At 66.9% G+C, this 16,524-nt stretch carries 18 protein-coding genes; 1 reads left to right on the forward strand and 17 read right to left on the reverse strand.

The genetic code is table 11. The annotated features are described in order from the left end of the window. Positions 1-268: 268 nt before the first annotated feature. The 8 genes from ACIGKL_RS02880 to ACIGKL_RS02915 form a co-directional block, all read right to left on the reverse strand. The gene (locus ACIGKL_RS02880; protein WP_397485211.1) at positions 269-2,023 is read right to left on the reverse strand and encodes a diguanylate cyclase; all 1,755 of its coding nucleotides are present in this window, start codon (positions 2,021-2,023) and stop codon (positions 269-271) included. A gap of 149 nt (positions 2,024-2,172) precedes the next feature. Further along, a complete protein-coding gene (locus tag ACIGKL_RS02885; protein WP_397485212.1) occupies positions 2,173-2,496 on the reverse strand; it encodes a low molecular weight protein tyrosine phosphatase family protein in 324 nt (107 codons plus the stop codon). Then, entirely contained in the window at positions 2,493-3,023 is a 531-nt protein-coding gene (locus ACIGKL_RS02890; RefSeq protein ID WP_397485213.1) for a GNAT family N-acetyltransferase, read from the reverse strand. Before ACIGKL_RS02890 ends, ACIGKL_RS02885 begins: the two co-directional genes overlap by 4 nt. Before the next feature lie 19 nt (positions 3,024-3,042). Next, positions 3,043-3,612 carry a DUF1285 domain-containing protein gene (locus tag ACIGKL_RS02895; protein ID WP_397485214.1) on the reverse strand — a complete coding sequence of 190 codons (570 nt, stop codon included), beginning with the start codon at positions 3,610-3,612 and terminating at the stop codon, positions 3,043-3,045. 173 nt (positions 3,613-3,785) lie between these two features. Next, on the reverse strand, positions 3,786-4,388 hold the full coding sequence (locus tag ACIGKL_RS02900; protein ID WP_397485215.1) for a DUF4823 domain-containing protein: 603 nt from the start codon (positions 4,386-4,388) through the stop codon (positions 3,786-3,788). 302 nt (positions 4,389-4,690) lie between these two features. Next, entirely contained in the window at positions 4,691-5,584 is an 894-nt protein-coding gene (locus tag ACIGKL_RS02905) for a radical SAM protein (RefSeq protein ID WP_397485216.1), read from the reverse strand. Positions 5,585-5,879: 295 nt separating this feature from the next. Beyond that, positions 5,880-6,848, reverse strand: a complete 969-nt coding sequence (locus ACIGKL_RS02910) for a GTP 3',8-cyclase MoaA (RefSeq protein ID WP_397485217.1) — start codon at positions 6,846-6,848, stop codon at positions 5,880-5,882. Positions 6,849-6,999: 151 nt separating this feature from the next. Beyond that, positions 7,000-7,620, reverse strand: coding sequence for a TetR/AcrR family transcriptional regulator (locus ACIGKL_RS02915; RefSeq protein ID WP_021445429.1), 621 nt, complete (start codon positions 7,618-7,620; stop codon positions 7,000-7,002). A gap of 75 nt (positions 7,621-7,695) precedes the next feature. Here ACIGKL_RS02915 and ACIGKL_RS02920 point away from each other — a divergent pair, with 75 nt between their 5' ends. Then, entirely contained in the window at positions 7,696-8,829 is a 1,134-nt protein-coding gene (locus tag ACIGKL_RS02920; protein ID WP_397485218.1) for an aminotransferase class V-fold PLP-dependent enzyme, read from the forward strand. A 369-nt stretch (positions 8,830-9,198) separates the two neighbouring features. Here the strand turns inward: ACIGKL_RS02920 and ACIGKL_RS02925 are convergent, their stop codons facing one another. The 9 genes from ACIGKL_RS02925 to fabG all read right to left on the reverse strand — a co-directional run bounded on the left by ACIGKL_RS02925 (position 9,199) and on the right by fabG (position 16,512). Next, the gene (locus ACIGKL_RS02925; RefSeq protein WP_397485219.1) at positions 9,199-9,978 is read right to left on the reverse strand and encodes a TatD family hydrolase; all 780 of its coding nucleotides are present in this window, start codon (positions 9,976-9,978) and stop codon (positions 9,199-9,201) included. Positions 9,979-10,089: 111 nt separating this feature from the next. Next, on the reverse strand, positions 10,090-10,446 hold the full coding sequence (locus tag ACIGKL_RS02930; RefSeq protein WP_003245164.1) for a PilZ domain-containing protein: 357 nt from the start codon (positions 10,444-10,446) through the stop codon (positions 10,090-10,092). Positions 10,447-10,482: 36 nt separating this feature from the next. Further along, entirely contained in the window at positions 10,483-11,469 is a 987-nt protein-coding gene (locus ACIGKL_RS02935) for a DNA polymerase III subunit delta' (RefSeq protein WP_397485220.1), read from the reverse strand. Next, positions 11,462-12,094 (reverse strand): dTMP kinase, encoded by a 633-nt coding sequence (tmk, locus tag ACIGKL_RS02940; protein WP_397485221.1) that lies wholly within the window; start codon positions 12,092-12,094, stop codon positions 11,462-11,464. The genes ACIGKL_RS02935 and tmk overlap by 8 nt, the downstream gene beginning before the upstream one ends. Positions 12,095-12,103: 9 nt before the next feature. Beyond that, entirely contained in the window at positions 12,104-13,156 is a 1,053-nt protein-coding gene (gene mltG, locus ACIGKL_RS02945) for an endolytic transglycosylase MltG (RefSeq protein ID WP_397485222.1), read from the reverse strand. 3 nt (positions 13,157-13,159) lie between these two features. Then, a complete protein-coding gene (gene pabC, locus ACIGKL_RS02950) occupies positions 13,160-13,975 on the reverse strand; it encodes an aminodeoxychorismate lyase (RefSeq protein WP_397485223.1) in 816 nt (271 codons plus the stop codon). Continuing rightward, positions 13,975-15,219, reverse strand: coding sequence for a beta-ketoacyl-ACP synthase II (gene fabF, locus ACIGKL_RS02955; RefSeq protein WP_397485224.1), 1,245 nt, complete (start codon positions 15,217-15,219; stop codon positions 13,975-13,977). Before fabF ends, pabC begins: the two co-directional genes overlap by 1 nt. A 113-nt stretch (positions 15,220-15,332) precedes the next feature. Next, entirely contained in the window at positions 15,333-15,569 is a 237-nt protein-coding gene (acpP, locus tag ACIGKL_RS02960; protein ID WP_003245177.1) for an acyl carrier protein, read from the reverse strand. 199 nt (positions 15,570-15,768) lie between these two features. Then, positions 15,769-16,512: a 3-oxoacyl-ACP reductase FabG gene (gene fabG / locus ACIGKL_RS02965; protein ID WP_021445437.1), complete on the reverse strand. Its 744-nt coding sequence runs from the start codon at positions 16,510-16,512 to the stop codon at positions 15,769-15,771. Positions 16,513-16,524: the final 12 nt, after the last annotated feature.

The raw sequence follows: 16,524 nt of genomic DNA on the forward strand, positions 1-16,524 counted from the left end.
CATTTGCAACACGCAAACTCCGCTTTTTCGCCTAATGCTGTTCACTTAAGGCGTACGCGACTCGCTCCCCTCTCCCATTTATGGGAGAGGGGTTGGGGGAGAGGGCTGAAAGTACCGCACAACTGACGGTTTCCCCTCTCCCTAACCCTCTCCCCAGAGGGGCGAGGGGACTGATCGTGCCTGATCGACGCTTAAGTGAACGGTATTACGCTTTTTCGCCTGCTTTTGCCTTGCGCTGGCTGCCTCGCCTAGGTTTTTCAACGAGCTGCTAGTGGCACTCGATGCGGTTGCGCCCGCCGCGCTTGGCGCAGTACAGGGCGATATCGCTGCGCGACAGGGCGGTCTCGGCGCTGGCGTCGGCGGCGCTGAGCGAGGAGATGCCGACACTGACGGCGAGGAAGATCTGCTCGCCGCCATGCAGGATCGGCGTCTTGGCCAGTTCGCCCTGGATGCGCTGGGCGAAGTGCCTGGCCTGGTGCAGATCGGCGTCGCTGAGCACCGCGGCGAACTCCTCGCCGCCCATGCGCCCGGCGGCATCGGTCTTGCGCAGCTGGGCGCAGAGGATGGTCGCGAAATGCCGCAGCGCCTGGTCGCCGACGCTGTGGCCCCAGCGGTCGTTGATCGCCTTGAAGTGATCCAGGTCGAACATCAGGATGGTCGCGCACTGCCCCGGGCTGCGCTGCAGCCGGGCCAGCTCGGCTTCGAGCAGCTGCATGAAGTGCCGGCGGTTGGCCAGCTGGGTGAGGAAGTCGGTGGTGGCGAAGGCTTGCAGCTCGGCCTCGATCTGCTTGCGTTCGGTGACGTCGGTGATGAAGCCGTGCCACAGCACGCTGCCGTCCTCCAGGCGACGCGGGCAGGCCTCGCCCTGACGCCAGGCGATTTCCTGCCCCGGCAGCTGCAGGCGAAATTCCAGGTGCCAGGCCGTCAGTTGCCTGGCGGAGGCCTCGAAGGACGCCAGGAAAGCCGCCCGGTCGTCCGGATGCACCAGCGCCGGCAACGCCTGCGCGTCGTGCAGCAGCTGCTCGGCGCTGAGCCCGCAGATGTCCTCGGCCCCGGCGCTGACGTAGGCAAAGGCCGATTCGCCGTCCGGCTGGCGCCGGTACTGGAAGACCATGCCGGGAATCTCGTTGGTCAGGTCGGTCATCAGCGCGGCGCTCTGCTGCAGGCGTTCGGCCAGCGTGCGCATGGCGGTGATGTCGGTGGTGGTGCCGATCATCCGCAGCGGCTGGCCGGCGCCATCGCGCTCGACCACCTTGCCGCGGCTGCACACCCACTTGTAGCGGCCATCGCGGCAGCGCAGGCGGTGCTCCACCTCGTAGGCAGCGGTGCGCTGCTCCAGGTGCGCGGCGATGGTCGCCTTGACGTAGTCCAGGTCCGCCGGGTGCACCCGCGTGTAGCTTTCCTCGATGCGATTGCCGATCTCGTGGTCGGCGTAGCCGAGCAGCGCCTTCCAGCCGCTGGAATAGTGGATTTCACCGGTGGCGACGTTGCGATCCCAGATACCGGTGCCGCTGCCGGCGATGGCCAGGGCCATGCGCCGCTCGCTGTCGCGCAGGGCGGCGATCTCCTGGCGCTGCTGGGCGTCCGCCTGGTCGCGCCCGAGCTGCTCCAGCGCCAGCCCGGCGAACTCGTACAGCGCCTGCTGCTGTGCGGCGTCCAGCGCGCGGGGGCGGTCGTCGAGCAGGCACAGCACGCCGCCGCCCGGCGCCGGCAACGGGCAGGCGGCGAAGAAACGCAGATGGGGTGCGGCCGCCACCAGGCGGTGATCGCACAGACGGGCGTCGAGTTGCGCGTCGGCCACCAGGTGCAGCGCGTCGGCGTCGGCCCAATCGTCCAAAGAGCCGAGCCGGGCGAGCTGGGCGGCGCCGAGGCCGGCGCAGGCGCGCACCTGCTGGCGCCCTTCGCCGCCGCTCAGCAGCAGCGCGGCCATGACGTCGAAGTGCCGCCGGGCCAGGCGCAACAGGCCGTCGAATCGCTCGTCATTGGCGCTCGCGGGCGCATCGTTCGAATACAGGGACTGCATGTGGGCTCTGCTTCGCTAAAACTGGGGACGCCGCCTGCTATTGATAGGCCATATCCGGATCGCCGTCTAATCCTGATGGCCATATGACGCCACCGGCCGGGGCCCGCTGAGCCTAAAGGATTCGCCGTGCCGTTGACACCTGCCATTGATCAGCGCAGGTAGCGCCCTGCCCGGCCGTGCAGCAAGACCAGCAGTTCCGCCTGCATAAAGGCGTAATTGTCGGGGATGTCCAGGCAGATCACCCGTTTGCCGGCCAGCGCGCGCCGGTACTGGCGCTGCAGCTTGCTGCGCTGGGCCTTGTCCATCACGAAGATCAGCGTCGCCCATTCGAGCTGCTCGGCCGACAGGCGCACCTCGGCATCCGCCGCCAGCCCGGCGGAGTCGGTTTGCACCCCGGGCCAGGCGCCGAACAGCTGCTCGGCGGTCGGGCTGCGCAGGCGGTTGCGGCTGCAGATGAACAGCGCGCGGATCACTCGCCGCCGACTCGCTCGTACAGCTCCACCGGCTCCAGCGCGCCCTGGCAGCCGCACTGGCTGTGGCCGAGGCCCAGGTGGCGGAAGCCAGCCTTGAACAGCACCCGCCCGGACTGCGGGTTGCGCGCCAGGTGGCTGGCGTGCAGGCGGCGCAGGTGCAGGCGGGCGAAGGCGAAGTCGACCAGGGCCTGGCAGGCCTCGCTGGCGTAGCCGCGGCTCCAGTAGGGCACGCCGACCCAGTAGCCGACCTCGGCCTCACCGCGGGCGATGTCCTTGAGGGCGATGCTGCCGATCAGCTCGCCGCTGGCACGCTCGACCATGGCGAAGCAGGCCGCGCGGCCGGCGGCCCAGTCCTGCGCGCACTGCTCGATCCAGCGCTGCGCCAGCTCCGGCGGATAGGGATGGGGAATACTGCGGGTCACGTCGGCGATGCGAAAGTCGCCGGCCAGGCGCGCCACCTGCGCGGCGTCCTCGCCACGCAGCGGGCGCAGCAGCAGGCGCTCGGTTTCTACAAGGATTTCGTCCATGGATATCCTCCGACTGCGATCAGGCCGGCTGCGGCCCGATGGGATAGAACTGCCCGCTGCTCCACACGCCGAGCCAGGGCTGGCCGTCGATCTCGCGCTCCACCGCCAACTCCACCAGTTGGTAGAACACGTTGCGATGGATCAGCGCCTCGAGGTTGCGCCGCACCAGCAGGTAGGGCGCGGGCTCGAGCGTCGCCGGGTCGATCTCGACGCGGATCGGGTGCTCGGTGCCGGCCGTCACCTCGTCCTCGACGTTGGTGGTGAAGCGCAGCAGCTGGGTCTCGCCTTCGCCCTCGACCTGCAGGGTCACGGCGACGAAGGGGGCATCGTCGACGCGAATGCCGACCTTCTCCACCGGGGTGATCAGGAAGTAGTCGTCGCCGTCGCGACGAATGATGGTGGAAAACAGCCGCACCATGGGTTTGCGGCCGATGGGGGTGCCCAGGTAATACCAGGTGCCGTCGCGGGCGATGCGCATGTCGATATCGCCGCAGAAGTCGGGGTTCCACAGGTGCACCGGCGGCAGGCCCTTGCCCTCGCCCTTGGGAATCTGCGCCAGCAGGTCGCCGGCCTTGCCTGGATCGCTCATGGTCTGTCCTCGTCCATATTGCTGCGAACCGAAGAGGATACACCGTGGCAGGGGCTTTAGCCGCGACGGGGCGCAGATGCCTGTCGCGGCTACGACTGCATGGATGCAGGAGGTAGAGCGAAGCAGGATGCCCGAGCCGAAAGCCCATCCCACAGAGCGCCAGCGATGCGCTGTCAGCGCGCCACGCCGAGCAGGCTGCGCGCGTAGTCGTGCAGCGGCGGGCCGATCAGGTCCTGCGGCTGGGCGTCGTAGAAGCTGAGAAAACCGCCGCGGCTGCGGATGCGCGCGGTGTCCACCAGGTAGCGGGTATTGGTTTCGATCAGCATCAGCTGGATGGTCGCGCGGTCGGTGCCGAGACGGTCCAGCGCTTCCTGATCCTCCCACTCCTCCACCGTGCCGATGCGGTCGTCGCTGTAGGCGAATCGGCTGTACAGCAGGTAGTGGGCGCCGGCGGCACGCGCCTCGGCCATGGCCTCCTCCAGCCCGCGCGGCTCGCGCGCGCGGCGGACCAGCGGGAAGTATTCGACGAAGCCGTTGAAGGCTTCCTCGGCCACCACGTTGGGCCGCGGGTAACCGTGGCCCGGCGGCACGAAATGACCCTGGGCGATATAGATGAAGGAATCCTGCTGCAGGCGCCGCGAGGCCATGCGCTCGGTGCGACCGTGGTCGAGAAAACCGGCGTCGCGCAGGTGATAGCCGGCGCCGCTGGCCAGGTCGCTGACCTTCATGCAGCCGGCCAGGCCCAGCAGCGCCACCAGTAGAAGCAGGTTACGCATCAATCGATCCTCCTCGTGCCGGCGACGGAAAACCGGCGGATAAGGCAGGGATGCAGATTCTGCGCCAGGCTCGCCACGAAGGGCACCCCCTGTATCGCGACAACGTTGAATTGCCGGTTGATCGCTGCCTTATCCATGCGCCCCCCCTGTAGGGTGGGTTAGGCGCATGTCGAAACCCTGATGACCCCGCAAGTTCTGTTGCGCCGTAACCGACCATTGGCGCAACGCAGAGAGATGGTCTGGTGGGTTACGCGGCGCGCCACTATGGGAGTGTCCGAGGGTTCGGAGGTTGGCGCCCCACCCTACAGCCCGCGCTGCCACTCCTGACGCAGGCCGGCCTGCTGCGGCCGCTCGATGGCATCGCGTACCTGCGCCAGCAGGCGCGCCTTGTCGCGGCCGAGGTTGCCCTTGAGCACCAAATAGTTGGAGGCGTGGTCGCTGCGAAATACCGTCTGCCGCAGCTCCAGGCCCTGCAGCAGGCGCTCGACTTCGCCGAACAGCTGCAGCTGGGTCAGCGGCTGGTAATCGGCGAACTGCTGACGAAACCGCGCCTCGCCCAGGGGGAAGCTGACCACCAGGGTGGAGAGGTATTCCGGCTGCGCGGCATTCATCAGCCGCGCCGAGTTGTCCGCATGCTGGGCGCTGAGGGTCTGGCCGCCGAGGCCATTCAAGATCATCACCGAACGGGTGATGCCGGCCTGGCCGAGCTTGTCCAGGGCGCTGAGGCTGGACTCGAAGGTCTCGCCCTTGTTGACCCGCGCCAGCACTTCGTCGTCGCCGGACTCGCAACCGACGTAGGCCATCTTCAGCCCGGCATCGGCCAGCTCCTTGAGCTCGGCCACCGACTTCTTGCGCAAGTTGCGCGGCAGGCAGTAGCTCGACACCCGGCGCACTTCGGGCATATGGCTGCGGATCGCGTAGAGGATGGCGAGCAGGCGCCGCGTCGGCAGCACCAGGGCGTCGCCGTCGGCGAGGAACACCCGGTTGACGATCAGCTGCGCGCCGGCGCGGCGAATCTCCTCGAGCACCTCGGCCTCGTCGCGGGCGCGGAATTTCTTCTGCGGCGCGGTGTACATCTCGCAGAAGCTGCACTGGTTCCAGGAGCAGCCGTTGGTCACCGGCAGAATCAGCGACTGGGCCTCGCTGGGCGGGCGGAACACCGGCTCGATATAGGCGATGGGGAAACTGGCGGACATATTCGACCGTGGTTGGTTGGCTGAGGCTGCGCCAGTGTAACCAGTGCAGTCGTGACTGCCGAGCCACTCCCCCCGGCTGAGTCGGAGGCGCAAGCTCGACACGCCGAAGAGCATCCCCCTGCGGGGTCCTGGTCAAGGTGGGCTGAAGCGGATCGCCGCCCGGCCCACCCTACGGTCAGTCGAATGCTCAATTGAAATGCGGGCCCTACTGGTAGGGTGGGCTTCAGCCCACCAACGATGCCAGACCCGGGCCAAAGCGCAGCACCGCCCAGGCCGGCCTGCCAAGCCGCGAGGGTCAGCCGCCGATGATCTTCATCACCGTCACGCCGCCGGAGAAGGCCAACTCCTGCTTGTCGCCGAGGGCCTTGACCAGCAGCCGCTGCAGCGCCGGCAGGGCCTGGTGGCGCGGCTTGTCCAGCAGGTCGCCGACATAGTGGCGGTTGCTCGACGACAGGCAGCCGTGCAGCCAGCCGGTCGACGACAGGCGCAGGCGCGAGCAGGTGCGGCAGAACGGCACGCTCTCGTTGGCGATCACGCCGAAATGGCCGGCACCGGGGATGGCGTAGCGCAGCGCGGTGGCGTCGACCGGGGCGTCGGCCTGGACGTAATCGTGGCGGCTGCCGATCAGCTCCAGCAGCTCGGGCAGGCCGACGAACTGCTGGTTGAAGGCATTGGGGTCGCGGGCCAGGTGGCCCATGCGCATCAGCTCGATGAAACGCAGCTCGAAGCCGCGCTCCAGGCAGTAATCCAGCAGCGGCAGTACCTGGTCGAGGTTCTGCCCGCGCAGCGGCACCATGTTGAGCTTGATCTTCATCCCGGCGGCGCGCGCCGCCTCCAGGCCGGCCAGCACGGTGGCCAGGTCGCCGCCGCGGGCGATGCGGGCGAAGGCGTCAGCGTCGAGGGTGTCCAGGGAAATGTTCAGGCGGCGGATGCCGCATTCCAGCAGCAGCGGCAGCTTGCGTTCGAGCAGTTGGCCGTTGCTGGTCAGGCTGATGTCGTCGAGGCCGAGCTGGCTGACCTGGCGCAGGAAGGGTTCCAGGCGCGGACTGACCAGCGGCTCGCCGCCGGTGATGCGCAGGCGTTCGATGCCGGCGGCTTCGATCAGGTAGGCAACGCCGCGGGCCATGGCGTCGGCGGAGAGTTCGTCCTGCGCCGCCACCAGGCGCTTGCCGTCCGGCACGCAGTAGGTGCAGGCGTAGTTGCAGGCGGCGGTCAGGCTGATGCGCAGGTTGCGAAAGCGCCTGCCCTGGCGATCGACGATCATGGCGGACTCCGACGGGGGATAAGCCGGAGTATATCGCCGTAGCCGGCCGCAGCACATGGGCCATCCAGCGGCTGAATGAGCCGAGTCGCGTTCACTATGGACAGTGGTCGCCCCGGGCATCGGCCGCGACCGGGGTCGCGGCGGGGAAGGGTTAGTCGCGCTTGCGCTTGTTGCCCATGCGCACGCCGATATCCATGAGGAACTGGAAGAAGCCTTCCTGATCCTCCAGCACGTTGCTCCAGAACGGCGAGTGGTACAGCGCCACGGCGCCATGCACCAGCGCCCAGGCGGCGCAGTAGTGGAAGTACGGCGGCACGTCTTCCAGCTTGCCTTCGGCGATGCGGCCCTTGATCAGCTGGGTCAGGCGCTCGAAGTTGGAGGCGCGGATCTTGTGCAGCTGCTCGACCATCTCCGGCACCTGGTTGCCCTTGACCACCTTCTCTTCCAGGCGGTCGAACAGGCGGTAGCGCTGCGGATCGCGCATGCGGAACTCGAAGTAGGCACGCGACAGCGCTTCCTTGTCGCGATCCACGTCGGCCGAATGCAGCAGGGCGTTGAGATCGCGCTCGTAGTCGAGCATCAGGCGCAGGTAGATCTCCGCCTTGGACTTGAAGTGCTTGTAGATGGTGCCTTTGCCGATACCGACCGCATCGGCGATCATCTCGACGGTGACGCTGTCTTCGCCCTGCTCGAGGAAGAGTTTCAGCGCTGTGTCGAGAATCTCCTGCTCGCGGCGACGGAATTCGCGGACCTTACGGGGTTCTTTCTGCATAAAGGGACTGCGGGGTCAAAAATCGAAGCCGCGTATTATGCCTAAATGTGGCCAAATTGCACGGATCATCCGACCATGTACGTGTTTCACGATGAGTTTCCCCAAGAAAGTGGACTGCGTTACCTGAACCACGCGGCGGTGGCGCCCTGGCCGAAACGCAGTGCCGAAGCGGTTCGGCGCTTCGCCGAAGCGAACGTGAGCAGCGGCGCGCGTGATTATCCGGACTGGCTGAAACTAGAGCGTAGCCTACGCGAACGATCGGCGCGCCTGCTGAATGCACCGAGCACCGGCGATATTGCACTGGTCAAGAACACCTCCGAGGCCCTGTCCTTCGTCGCTTTCGGCCTCGACTGGCGCCCGGGCGACCAGGTGATCATCAGCGACGAGGAATTCCCCTCCAACCGCGTGGTCTGGCTGGCCCTGGCGCCGCTGGGAGTGGAGGTGATCGAGGTCAGCCTGCGCGGCGTCGATGCCGAGGCCGCCCTGCTCCAGGCCATCGGGCCGCGAACCCGACTGCTGTCGATCAGCGCGGTGCAGTATGCCAGCGGCCTGCGCCTGGACCTGCCGCGCCTCGGTCAGGGCTGCCGCGCGCGCGGCGTGTTGTTTTGCGTGGACGCCATCCAGCAGCTCGGCGCCCTGCCCTTCGACGTGCAGGCCTGCGCCTGCGACTTCGCCATGGCCGACGGCCACAAGTGGCTGCTGGGCCCGGAGGGCCTCGGCCTGTTCTATTGCCGCAGCGAGCTGCGCGCCCAGCTCAAGCTGCACGAATACGGCTGGCACATGCTGGAACACGCCGGCGACTACAACCGCCAGGACTGGCAACCGGCGCGCAGCGCGCGACGCTTCGAATGCGGCAGCCCGAACATGCTCGGCGCCTTCGCCCTGGAAGCCAGCCTGTCGCTGCTGGAGGAAGTCGGCATGCAGCGGGTCGGCACCCTCGTCGCCGAGCGCGTGCAGTGGCTGCTCGACGGCATCCAGGCCCTGCCCGGCGCGACGCTGCACAGCCCGCTCGCTGTCGAGCGGCGCGCCGGCATCCTCACCTTCAGCCTGGCCGGACACGACAACCAGGCGCTGCACCAGCGCCTGCGCGACGCCGGGGTGATCTGCGCGCAACGCGGAGCGGGCGTGCGCTTTTCGCCGCATTTCTACACCAGCGCCCAGGTGATAGAGGAAACCCTGGGGCTGCTAGGCCAGCTGGCAAGAGGCTGAGAACTCAGCAGCCGCCGCGGTATTCCAAATCTGTTTAAAAAACGCACGATTTCGCCTGGACGCGCGGCAATCCTGGCCAATACTGGAGATTACTGGTGCGCGGCATCTCCCCCCAAGTGCCCCGCCAGCCAAGGTACCGTGGACCGCGTACCTTGATTTACTCCTAATGGTCTTGACCCGGATTCATCCCCCAGAACCCGGGTTTTTTTTGGCCGATGAAAATTCACCCCGATTCATAACCCCGGGAGCGGTTTCAGCTGCGAAGCCGTTATCGGCCTGCGCGGTTGACGCGCTACGCCACCCGGCGGCTCTGCGCATGCCTAGCCCGGATGCAATCCGGGAGTTAGGGATTCCCGGATTACATCCGGGCTACACGCCGGCCAGCGGGAACAGGCGCTTGAAGTTGGCCGAGGTCTGCTCGGCCAGGACCTCGAAGCTCACGCCGCGCAGCACGGCCAGGTATTCGGCCACCTCGCGCACGTATTGCGGCAGGTTGGGCTTGCCGCGATGCGGCACCGGCGCCAGGTAGGGCGAGTCGGTCTCCACCAGCAGGCGGTCGGCCGGCACCTGGCGCGCCACCTCGCGCAGTGCCTCGGCATTGCGGAAGGTGACGATGCCGGACAGCGAGATATAGAAGCCGATATCCAGCGCCGCCTTGGCCATCTCCCAGTCCTCGGTGAAGCAATGCAGCACGCCGGCCTGCGGCAGCGCCGCCTCGCGCAACAGCGCCAGGGTGTCGGCGCGGGCTTCGCGGGTATGCACGATCACCGGCTTGCCGGTGATGCGCGCCGCCTCCAGGTGCAGGCGGAAGGAGGCCTGCTGCAGTGCGGCGGATTCGGGTTCGTAGTGGTAGTCCAGGCCGGTTTCGCCGATGGCCACCACCTTGGGATGGGCCAGTTCGGCCAGCAGCCAGTCCAGTGCCGGTTCGGCGCCTGGCTCGAGATCCAGCGGATGCACGCCTACCGAGCAATCGACGTCGGCATAGCGCTCGGCCAGGCCCTTGACCGTGGCGGCGTTGCCTGAGCTGACGCCGATGCACAGGAAATGCCCGACACCCGCCGCGCGGGCCGCATCCAGGGCAACATCCAGCGAGCCGCCATGGGCGGCCAGGTCGAGACGGTCGAGGTGGCAGTGGGAGTCAATCAGCACAGCGGTAACTCGGGCAAGGGAAAGACCCGAATTGTAATCGAAAGCGGCGGATGCCTGGACGATCTGTGGGAGGGGCTTTAGCCGCGACCAAAACCGTTCGCGGCTAAAAACCTACATCGTATGAGTCGGACGATCGGACTTCAGCGCGCCGGCCAGGTAGGTCTCGATCTTGTTGCGGGCGGTGTTGTCGCCATCGTTGAACTGCACGCCGACGCCGGCGGCACGGTTGCCCTGGGCGCCCTTGGGGGTGATCCACACCACCTTGCCGGCCACCGGGATCTTCTCCGGCTCGTCCATCAGGTTGAGCAGCATGAACACTTCGTCGCCGAGCTTGTAACTCTTGTTGGTGGGGATGAAGAGTCCGCCGTTCTTGATGAAAGGCATGTAGGCCGCGTAGAGCACGGACTTGTCCTTGATGGTCAGGGACAAAATGCCGTTACGGGGGCCCAGATTGGGTGGCAAGCTCATCAGGTATTCCTGGCGTCTATTGCGTAATGCCCGATTCTAGCCCGGTCCGGGCAAGCTTGCCCACTGCACCAGCAGGGCTTCGAGAAGCAAGACACGGTTGAGGTTGGCCTTGCCGATCACCTTCTGCCGCTGCGCCAGCAACCACTCCTGGATCGCCAGCACCTTGGCCTGGGGGGTTTTCTCGGCCAGGTACTGCACCACCTTGCGCATGTCGGCCTGGCCCAGGCCGGCCTCGTCGCGGGTCAGTTGGTAGCGCAGCATCAGCTGCGCCCAGTCGCAGAACCAGTCGAACAGCAGGTTCAGCGGCAGTGCATTCCAGCTTTCTGCCAGCTGGCTGGGGGCGATCTGCTGCTTGAGCAGCTTCTTCACCCCTTCCACCGCCTGCACGCGCTGCTCGCGCACGCCCTGCCCCTGCAGACGCAGCGCCGCCAGCGGCGAACCGGCGGCCAGGGTCAGCAGCTCGGCGCGCTCCTCTTCGCTCGACTCGGGCAGCGCCTGGGCCAGCCAGGCCAGGCTCAGCGCCTCGCTGGGCAGCGGGCAGGCCTGCTGCACGCAGCGGCTCTTGATGGTCGGCAACAGACGGCTGGGCTGGTGGCTGATCAGCAGCAGCACGGTGGCGCCGGAGGGCTCCTCCAGGCTTTTCAGCAGGGCATTGGCGGCGTTGAGGTTCATCGCTTCGGCCGGCTCCAGCAGCACCACCTTGCGCCCGCCGAGCTGGGCGGTCTGCACCACGAAGTCGACCAGCTCGCGCACCTGATCGACCTTGATCGGCTTGTCCGCCTCTTCCGGCTCCAGCACGTAGTTGTCCGGGTGGGTACCGGCCGCCAGCAGGTGGCAGGACTTGCACTGGCCGCAGGCGTCCAGGCCGTCCGGGCTCTGGCACAGCAGTCGCGCCATCAGGCGTTCGGCCAGGGCGCGCTTGCCGATCCCGGCGGGGCCGTGCAGCAGGTAGGCGTGGGCATGCTGGCTGCGGCCGGCGAGGTGCTGCCAGAGGCTTTGCTGCCAGGGATAGGCGTCAGCCACGGCAGGTCTCCAGCAGGCTCGGCAGCAGGGCGTCGAGATCGGCCTGCACCTGGGCCAGGGTCTGTCCGGCATCCAGCACGCGGTAGCGCTGCGGGGCCTGCGCCGCGCGCTGCAGATAGGCCTGGCGCACCGCCTCGAAGAAGCCGCGACCTTCCTGCTCGAAACGATCCAGCCGGCCACGGGCGGCGGCGCGGGCCAGGCCCACCTCCACCGGCAGGTCGAAGATCAGGGTCAGATCGGGGCGCAGCTCGCCCTGGACGAAATTCTCCAGCAGGGCGATGCGCTCGCCGGACAAGCCGCGGCCGCCGCCCTGGTAGGCGTAGGTGGCATCGGTGAAACGGTCGCACAGCACCACGGCGCCGCGTGCCAGCGCCGGGCGGATGACCTGCTGCAGGTGCTGGGCGCGCGCGGCGAACACCAGCAACAGCTCGGTATCGCTGGCCATGGGCTCGTCGCTGGGTGCCAGCAGCAGTTCGCGGATGCGCTCGGCCAGCGGCGTGCCGCCCGGCTCACGGGTCAGCAGCACGTCGACGCCGCGCTCGCGCAGGCGCTCGGCCAGATATTCGCGATTGGTGCTCTTGCCGGCGCCTTCCGGGCCTTCCAGGGTGATAAACAGACCGGTCACGGGTTGCCCTTATTGAGTGTCGGCCGCACGCGGTGCGGGGCTGGAGCGGTAGTCGGCACGGCGCTTGAGCTGGTACTCGCGCACCGCGCGGTTGTGCTCGGCCAGGGTATTGGAGAACACGTGGCTGCCGTCGCCCTTGGCCACGAAGTACAGCGACCTGCCATCGAGCGGATTGAGCGCGGCATGGATGGCTTCGCGGCCGACCATGGCAATCGGCGTCGGCGGCATGCCGTCGATGGTGTAGGTGTTGTAGGGCGTCGGCGTGCGCAGGTCGGCACGGGTGATGCGGCCGTTGTAGCGCTCGCCCATGCCGTAGATCACGGTCGGGTCGGTCTGCAGGCGCATGCCGATGCGCAGGCGGCGGACGAAGACTCCGGCGATCTCGCCGCGCTCTTCCGGCACACCGGTTTCCTTCTCGATCAGCGAGGCCATGATCAGCGCGTCGTAGGGCTCGCGATAGGGCAGGCCCTCGGCGCGCTTGTCCCACTCCTCGGCCAGCACCGCCTCGAGGCGGGCATTGGCCTGCTTGAGCAGGTCCTCGTCGCTCATGCCGCGCACGTAGCGGTAGGTATCGGGAAAGAAGCGCCCTTCCGGGTTCTGCCCGGCCAGCCCCAGGCGCGCCATCAGCTCGGCGTCGCTGAGCTCGGTCAGGCGTTGTTCCAGCCGCTCCTGGCGCGCCAGGGCGGTGCGCACCTGGCGGAAATTCCAGCCCTCGACCAGGGTCAGGCTGTACTGCATCACCTCGCCGCGCTGCCACAGGCCGAGCATGTCCTTGGCGCTCTGCCCGGGCAGCAGGCGATATTCGCCGCTGTGCAGGGCCGGAGCGCGCAGGTTGAAGCGCCAGTACAGGCGCAGCCAGAAGGCGTTGTCGATCACGCCCTCGCTTTGCAGACGATTGAGCAGGCCACTGGGGGTGGCGCCGGACGGCACCTCCAGGAGCATTTCCTCGCTCAGCTGCAGGGGCTGCTCCAGCGCCTTCTGCTGTTGCCAGGCGGCCCCGACCACCAGCAGCGCAGCCAGCAGCACGCCGCACTCGAGCAGCACCAAGATCTTGCGTAACACTAATCAGATATCCAGTAAGTCGCGGACGATGGTCTGCAGTTTACGGGTGAGCGGCCCGACCGGCCAGTGTTGCGCCTGCAGGGCCCGTACCGCCCAGATGCCGTAGAGGCTGTTGCAGAGAAAGACTTCGTCCGCCGCCAGCAGTTCGTCATGGCCGATGTCGCGTACTGCCACCGACACCCCGAGCGCCCTCGCCTGCTCCAGCAATTCGGCGCGCATCACCCCGGCGACGCCGCAGCGCGACAGCTCGGCGGTCAGCAGCGCGCCGCCGCGCACCAGGAACAGGTTGCTGTAGACCCCTTCGATCACCCGCCCGCTGGCATCGCACATCAAGCCTTCGGCGTGCTCGGCATCCTGCCATTCGGCACGCGCCAGCACCTGTTCCAGGCGATTGAGGTGCTTGAGCCCGGCCAGCAGCGGCTGCTCGGCCAGACGGGTGACGCAGGGAAACAGGCGCACGCCCTGCTCGACATGCGCGGCGGGATACTGCGGCAGCGGCGCCGCCTGCAGGATACGCAGCGGCTGACAGGGCTGCGGTGGCGCATAGCCGCGCTGACCCTCGCCGCGGGTGACGATCAGCTTGGCCACGCCCTCGCCGAGCTGCCCGGCGAAGGCCTGCAGCTCGCTGTCCATCAGCGCGAGGTCGAGGGGAATCGCCAGGCGCCGACAGCCCTCGGCCAGGCGCGCCAGGTGCCGCGCCAGCAGCGGGATGCGCCCGCCACGCACGGCGATGGTCTCGAACAGACCATCGCCGTAGGCCAGGCCACGGTCGCGCAGCGACAACTGTTCGCCGGGTGCGCCGTTGACCCAGCTCGGCATCAGCCGTGGTACCGACGGAACAGCAGCGAACCGTTGGTGCCGCCGAAACCGAAGGAGTTGGACAGCGCCACCTCGATCGGCATGGCCTTGGCCTGGTGCGCGACGAAGTCCAGGTCGCAACCTTCATCCGGCTCGTCCAGGTTGATGGTCGGCGGCGCCACCTGGTCGCGGATCGCCAGCACGCTGAAGATCGCCTCCACCGCACCGGCCGCGCCGAGCAGGTGACCGGTCATCGACTTGGTCGAGCTGACGGACAGCTTATAGGCGTGCTCGCCGAACACGCTCTTCACCGCCGCGGCTTCGGCGATGTCGCCGGCCGGGGTGGAAGTGCCGTGGGCGTTGATGTACTGCACCTGGTCGGCGTTGATGCCGGCATCGCGCAGGGCGGCTGCCATGCAGCGCGCGGCGCCGGCGCCATTCTCCGGCGGCGAGGTCATGTGGAAGGCGTCGCCGCTCATGCCGAAGCCGATCAGCTCGGCATAGATGGTGGCGCCGCGCGCCTTGGCGTGTTCCAGTTCTTCCAGCACCAGGGCGCCGGCGCCGTCGGACAGCACGAAGCCGTCGCGGCCCTTGTCCCACGGCCGGCTGGCCTTGGTCGGCTCGTCGTTGCGGGTGGACAGTGCCCGCGCCGCGCCGAAGCCGCCCATGCCCAGGCCGCAGGCGGCCATCTCGGCACCGCCGGCGACCATCACGTCGGCCTCGCCATAGGCGATATTGCGCGCGGCCATGCCGATGCAATGAGTGCCGGTGGTGCACGCCGTGGCGATGGCGTAGTTGGGCCCCTGCAGCCCCAGGTGGATCGACAGGAAGCCGGAAATCATGTTGATGATCGAGCCGGGCACGAAGAACGGCGAAATGCGCCGCGGCCCCTGTTCGTGCAGTGAGTTGCAGTTGTTCTCGATATTGGTCAGGCCGCCGATGCCGGAGCCCATGACCACGCCGATGCGCTCACGGTTGGCGTCGGTGACTTCCAGACCGGCATCGCGCATCGCCTGGAAGCTGGCGGCGAGACCGTACTGGATGAACAGGTCGAGCTTGCGTGCCTCCTTGGCGGAGAGGTACTCCTCGACGTTGAACCCCTTGACCGACCCACCGAAACGGGTGGAGTAGGCGGACAGGTCCATGTGCTCGATCAGGCCGATGCCACTGCGCCCGGCCAAAATGCCCTGCCAGCTGCTCGGCACATCGTTACCCAGCGGCGACAACATGCCCATACCGGTAACCACGACGCGTCTACGCGACACAGCAATCTCCTCTTGTTCTGCCTGATAGCGCCGGAATGCGCCTTGCACGTAAAGAAAAACCGCACGCCTGATGAGGGCAGTGCGGCTTTTCCGTGTCGGGAAGCGACGGTGACTTATTGCGCGTGCGCGGTCACGTAGTCGATGGCTTCCTGAACGGTGGTGATCTTCTCAGCTTGCTCGTCCGGGATCTCGGTCTCGAATTCCTCTTCGAGAGCCATCACCAGCTCGACGGTGTCAAGGGAGTCGGCACCCAGGTCTTCGACGAAGGAAGCGCTGTTGGTGACTTCCTCTTCCTTCACGCCCAGTTGCTCGGCAACGATTTTCTTGACGCGTTCTTCGATGGTGCTCATACCTTGTTTTCACTCCTATTGGACAAATCCAGGCAGCTAGCTGGTAGCGGCCAAGTGTATAGAAAGGGTTTTTAGCATTTCAAGCTGAATGCCGGGGAGCCCCCAGGAACACTTCAACGATCTGTCTATAAACCTGTTGCAGCTTTATAACGGATTTTAGACAGCCACTATGACAGTTTTCTGAAGGCGCTCGTCACATTCAGCTCATATACATTCCGCCGTTCACCGGGATAGTAGCCCCAGTGACGTAGGCTGCGCCATCGGAGGCGAGGAAAGCCACCACCTTGGCGATCTCCTCGGCCTGGCCCAGACGGCCCAGCGGAATCTGGGTCAGCAGCGCGTCGCGCTGGGCTTCCGGCAATTCGCGGGTCATGTCGGTGTCGATGAAACCGGGGGCCACCGAATTGACGGTGATCGCCCGCGAGCCCACTTCACGCGCCAGGGCGCGGCTGAAACCTTCCAGGCCGGCCTTGGCCGCGGCGTAGTTGACCTGCCCGGCGTTGCCCATGGCACCGACGACGGAACCGATGTTGATGATGCGGCCAAAACGCGCCTTGGTCATCCCGCGCAGCACCGCCTTGGACAGACGATACAGGCTGTTGAGGTTGGTGTTGATCACGTCGTACCACTCGTCGTCCTTCATCCGCAGCATCAGGTTGTCACGGGTGATGCCGGCGTTGTTGACCAGGATCAACGGCTGACCAAGATGTTGCTGGATGTGTTCCAGGGTGCTGGCGACCGACTCGTCGTTGCTCACATCGAGCACCAGGCCGGCGCCTTCGACGCCGTTGGCCTTGAGGGTTTCGGCGATGCGCTCGGCGCCCGAGGCGCTGGTGGCGGTGCCGATGACGATGGCGCCCTGACGGCCCAGCTCCAGGGCAATCGCCTGGCCGATACCGCGGCTGGCGCCGGTGACCAGCGCGACCTTACCTTGCAGACTCATATTGGTTCTCCT

The sequence above is a fragment of the Pseudomonas sp. NPDC077186 genome (assembly GCF_044543505.1).
In the GTDB taxonomy this organism is placed as follows: domain Bacteria; phylum Pseudomonadota; class Gammaproteobacteria; order Pseudomonadales; family Pseudomonadaceae; genus Aquipseudomonas.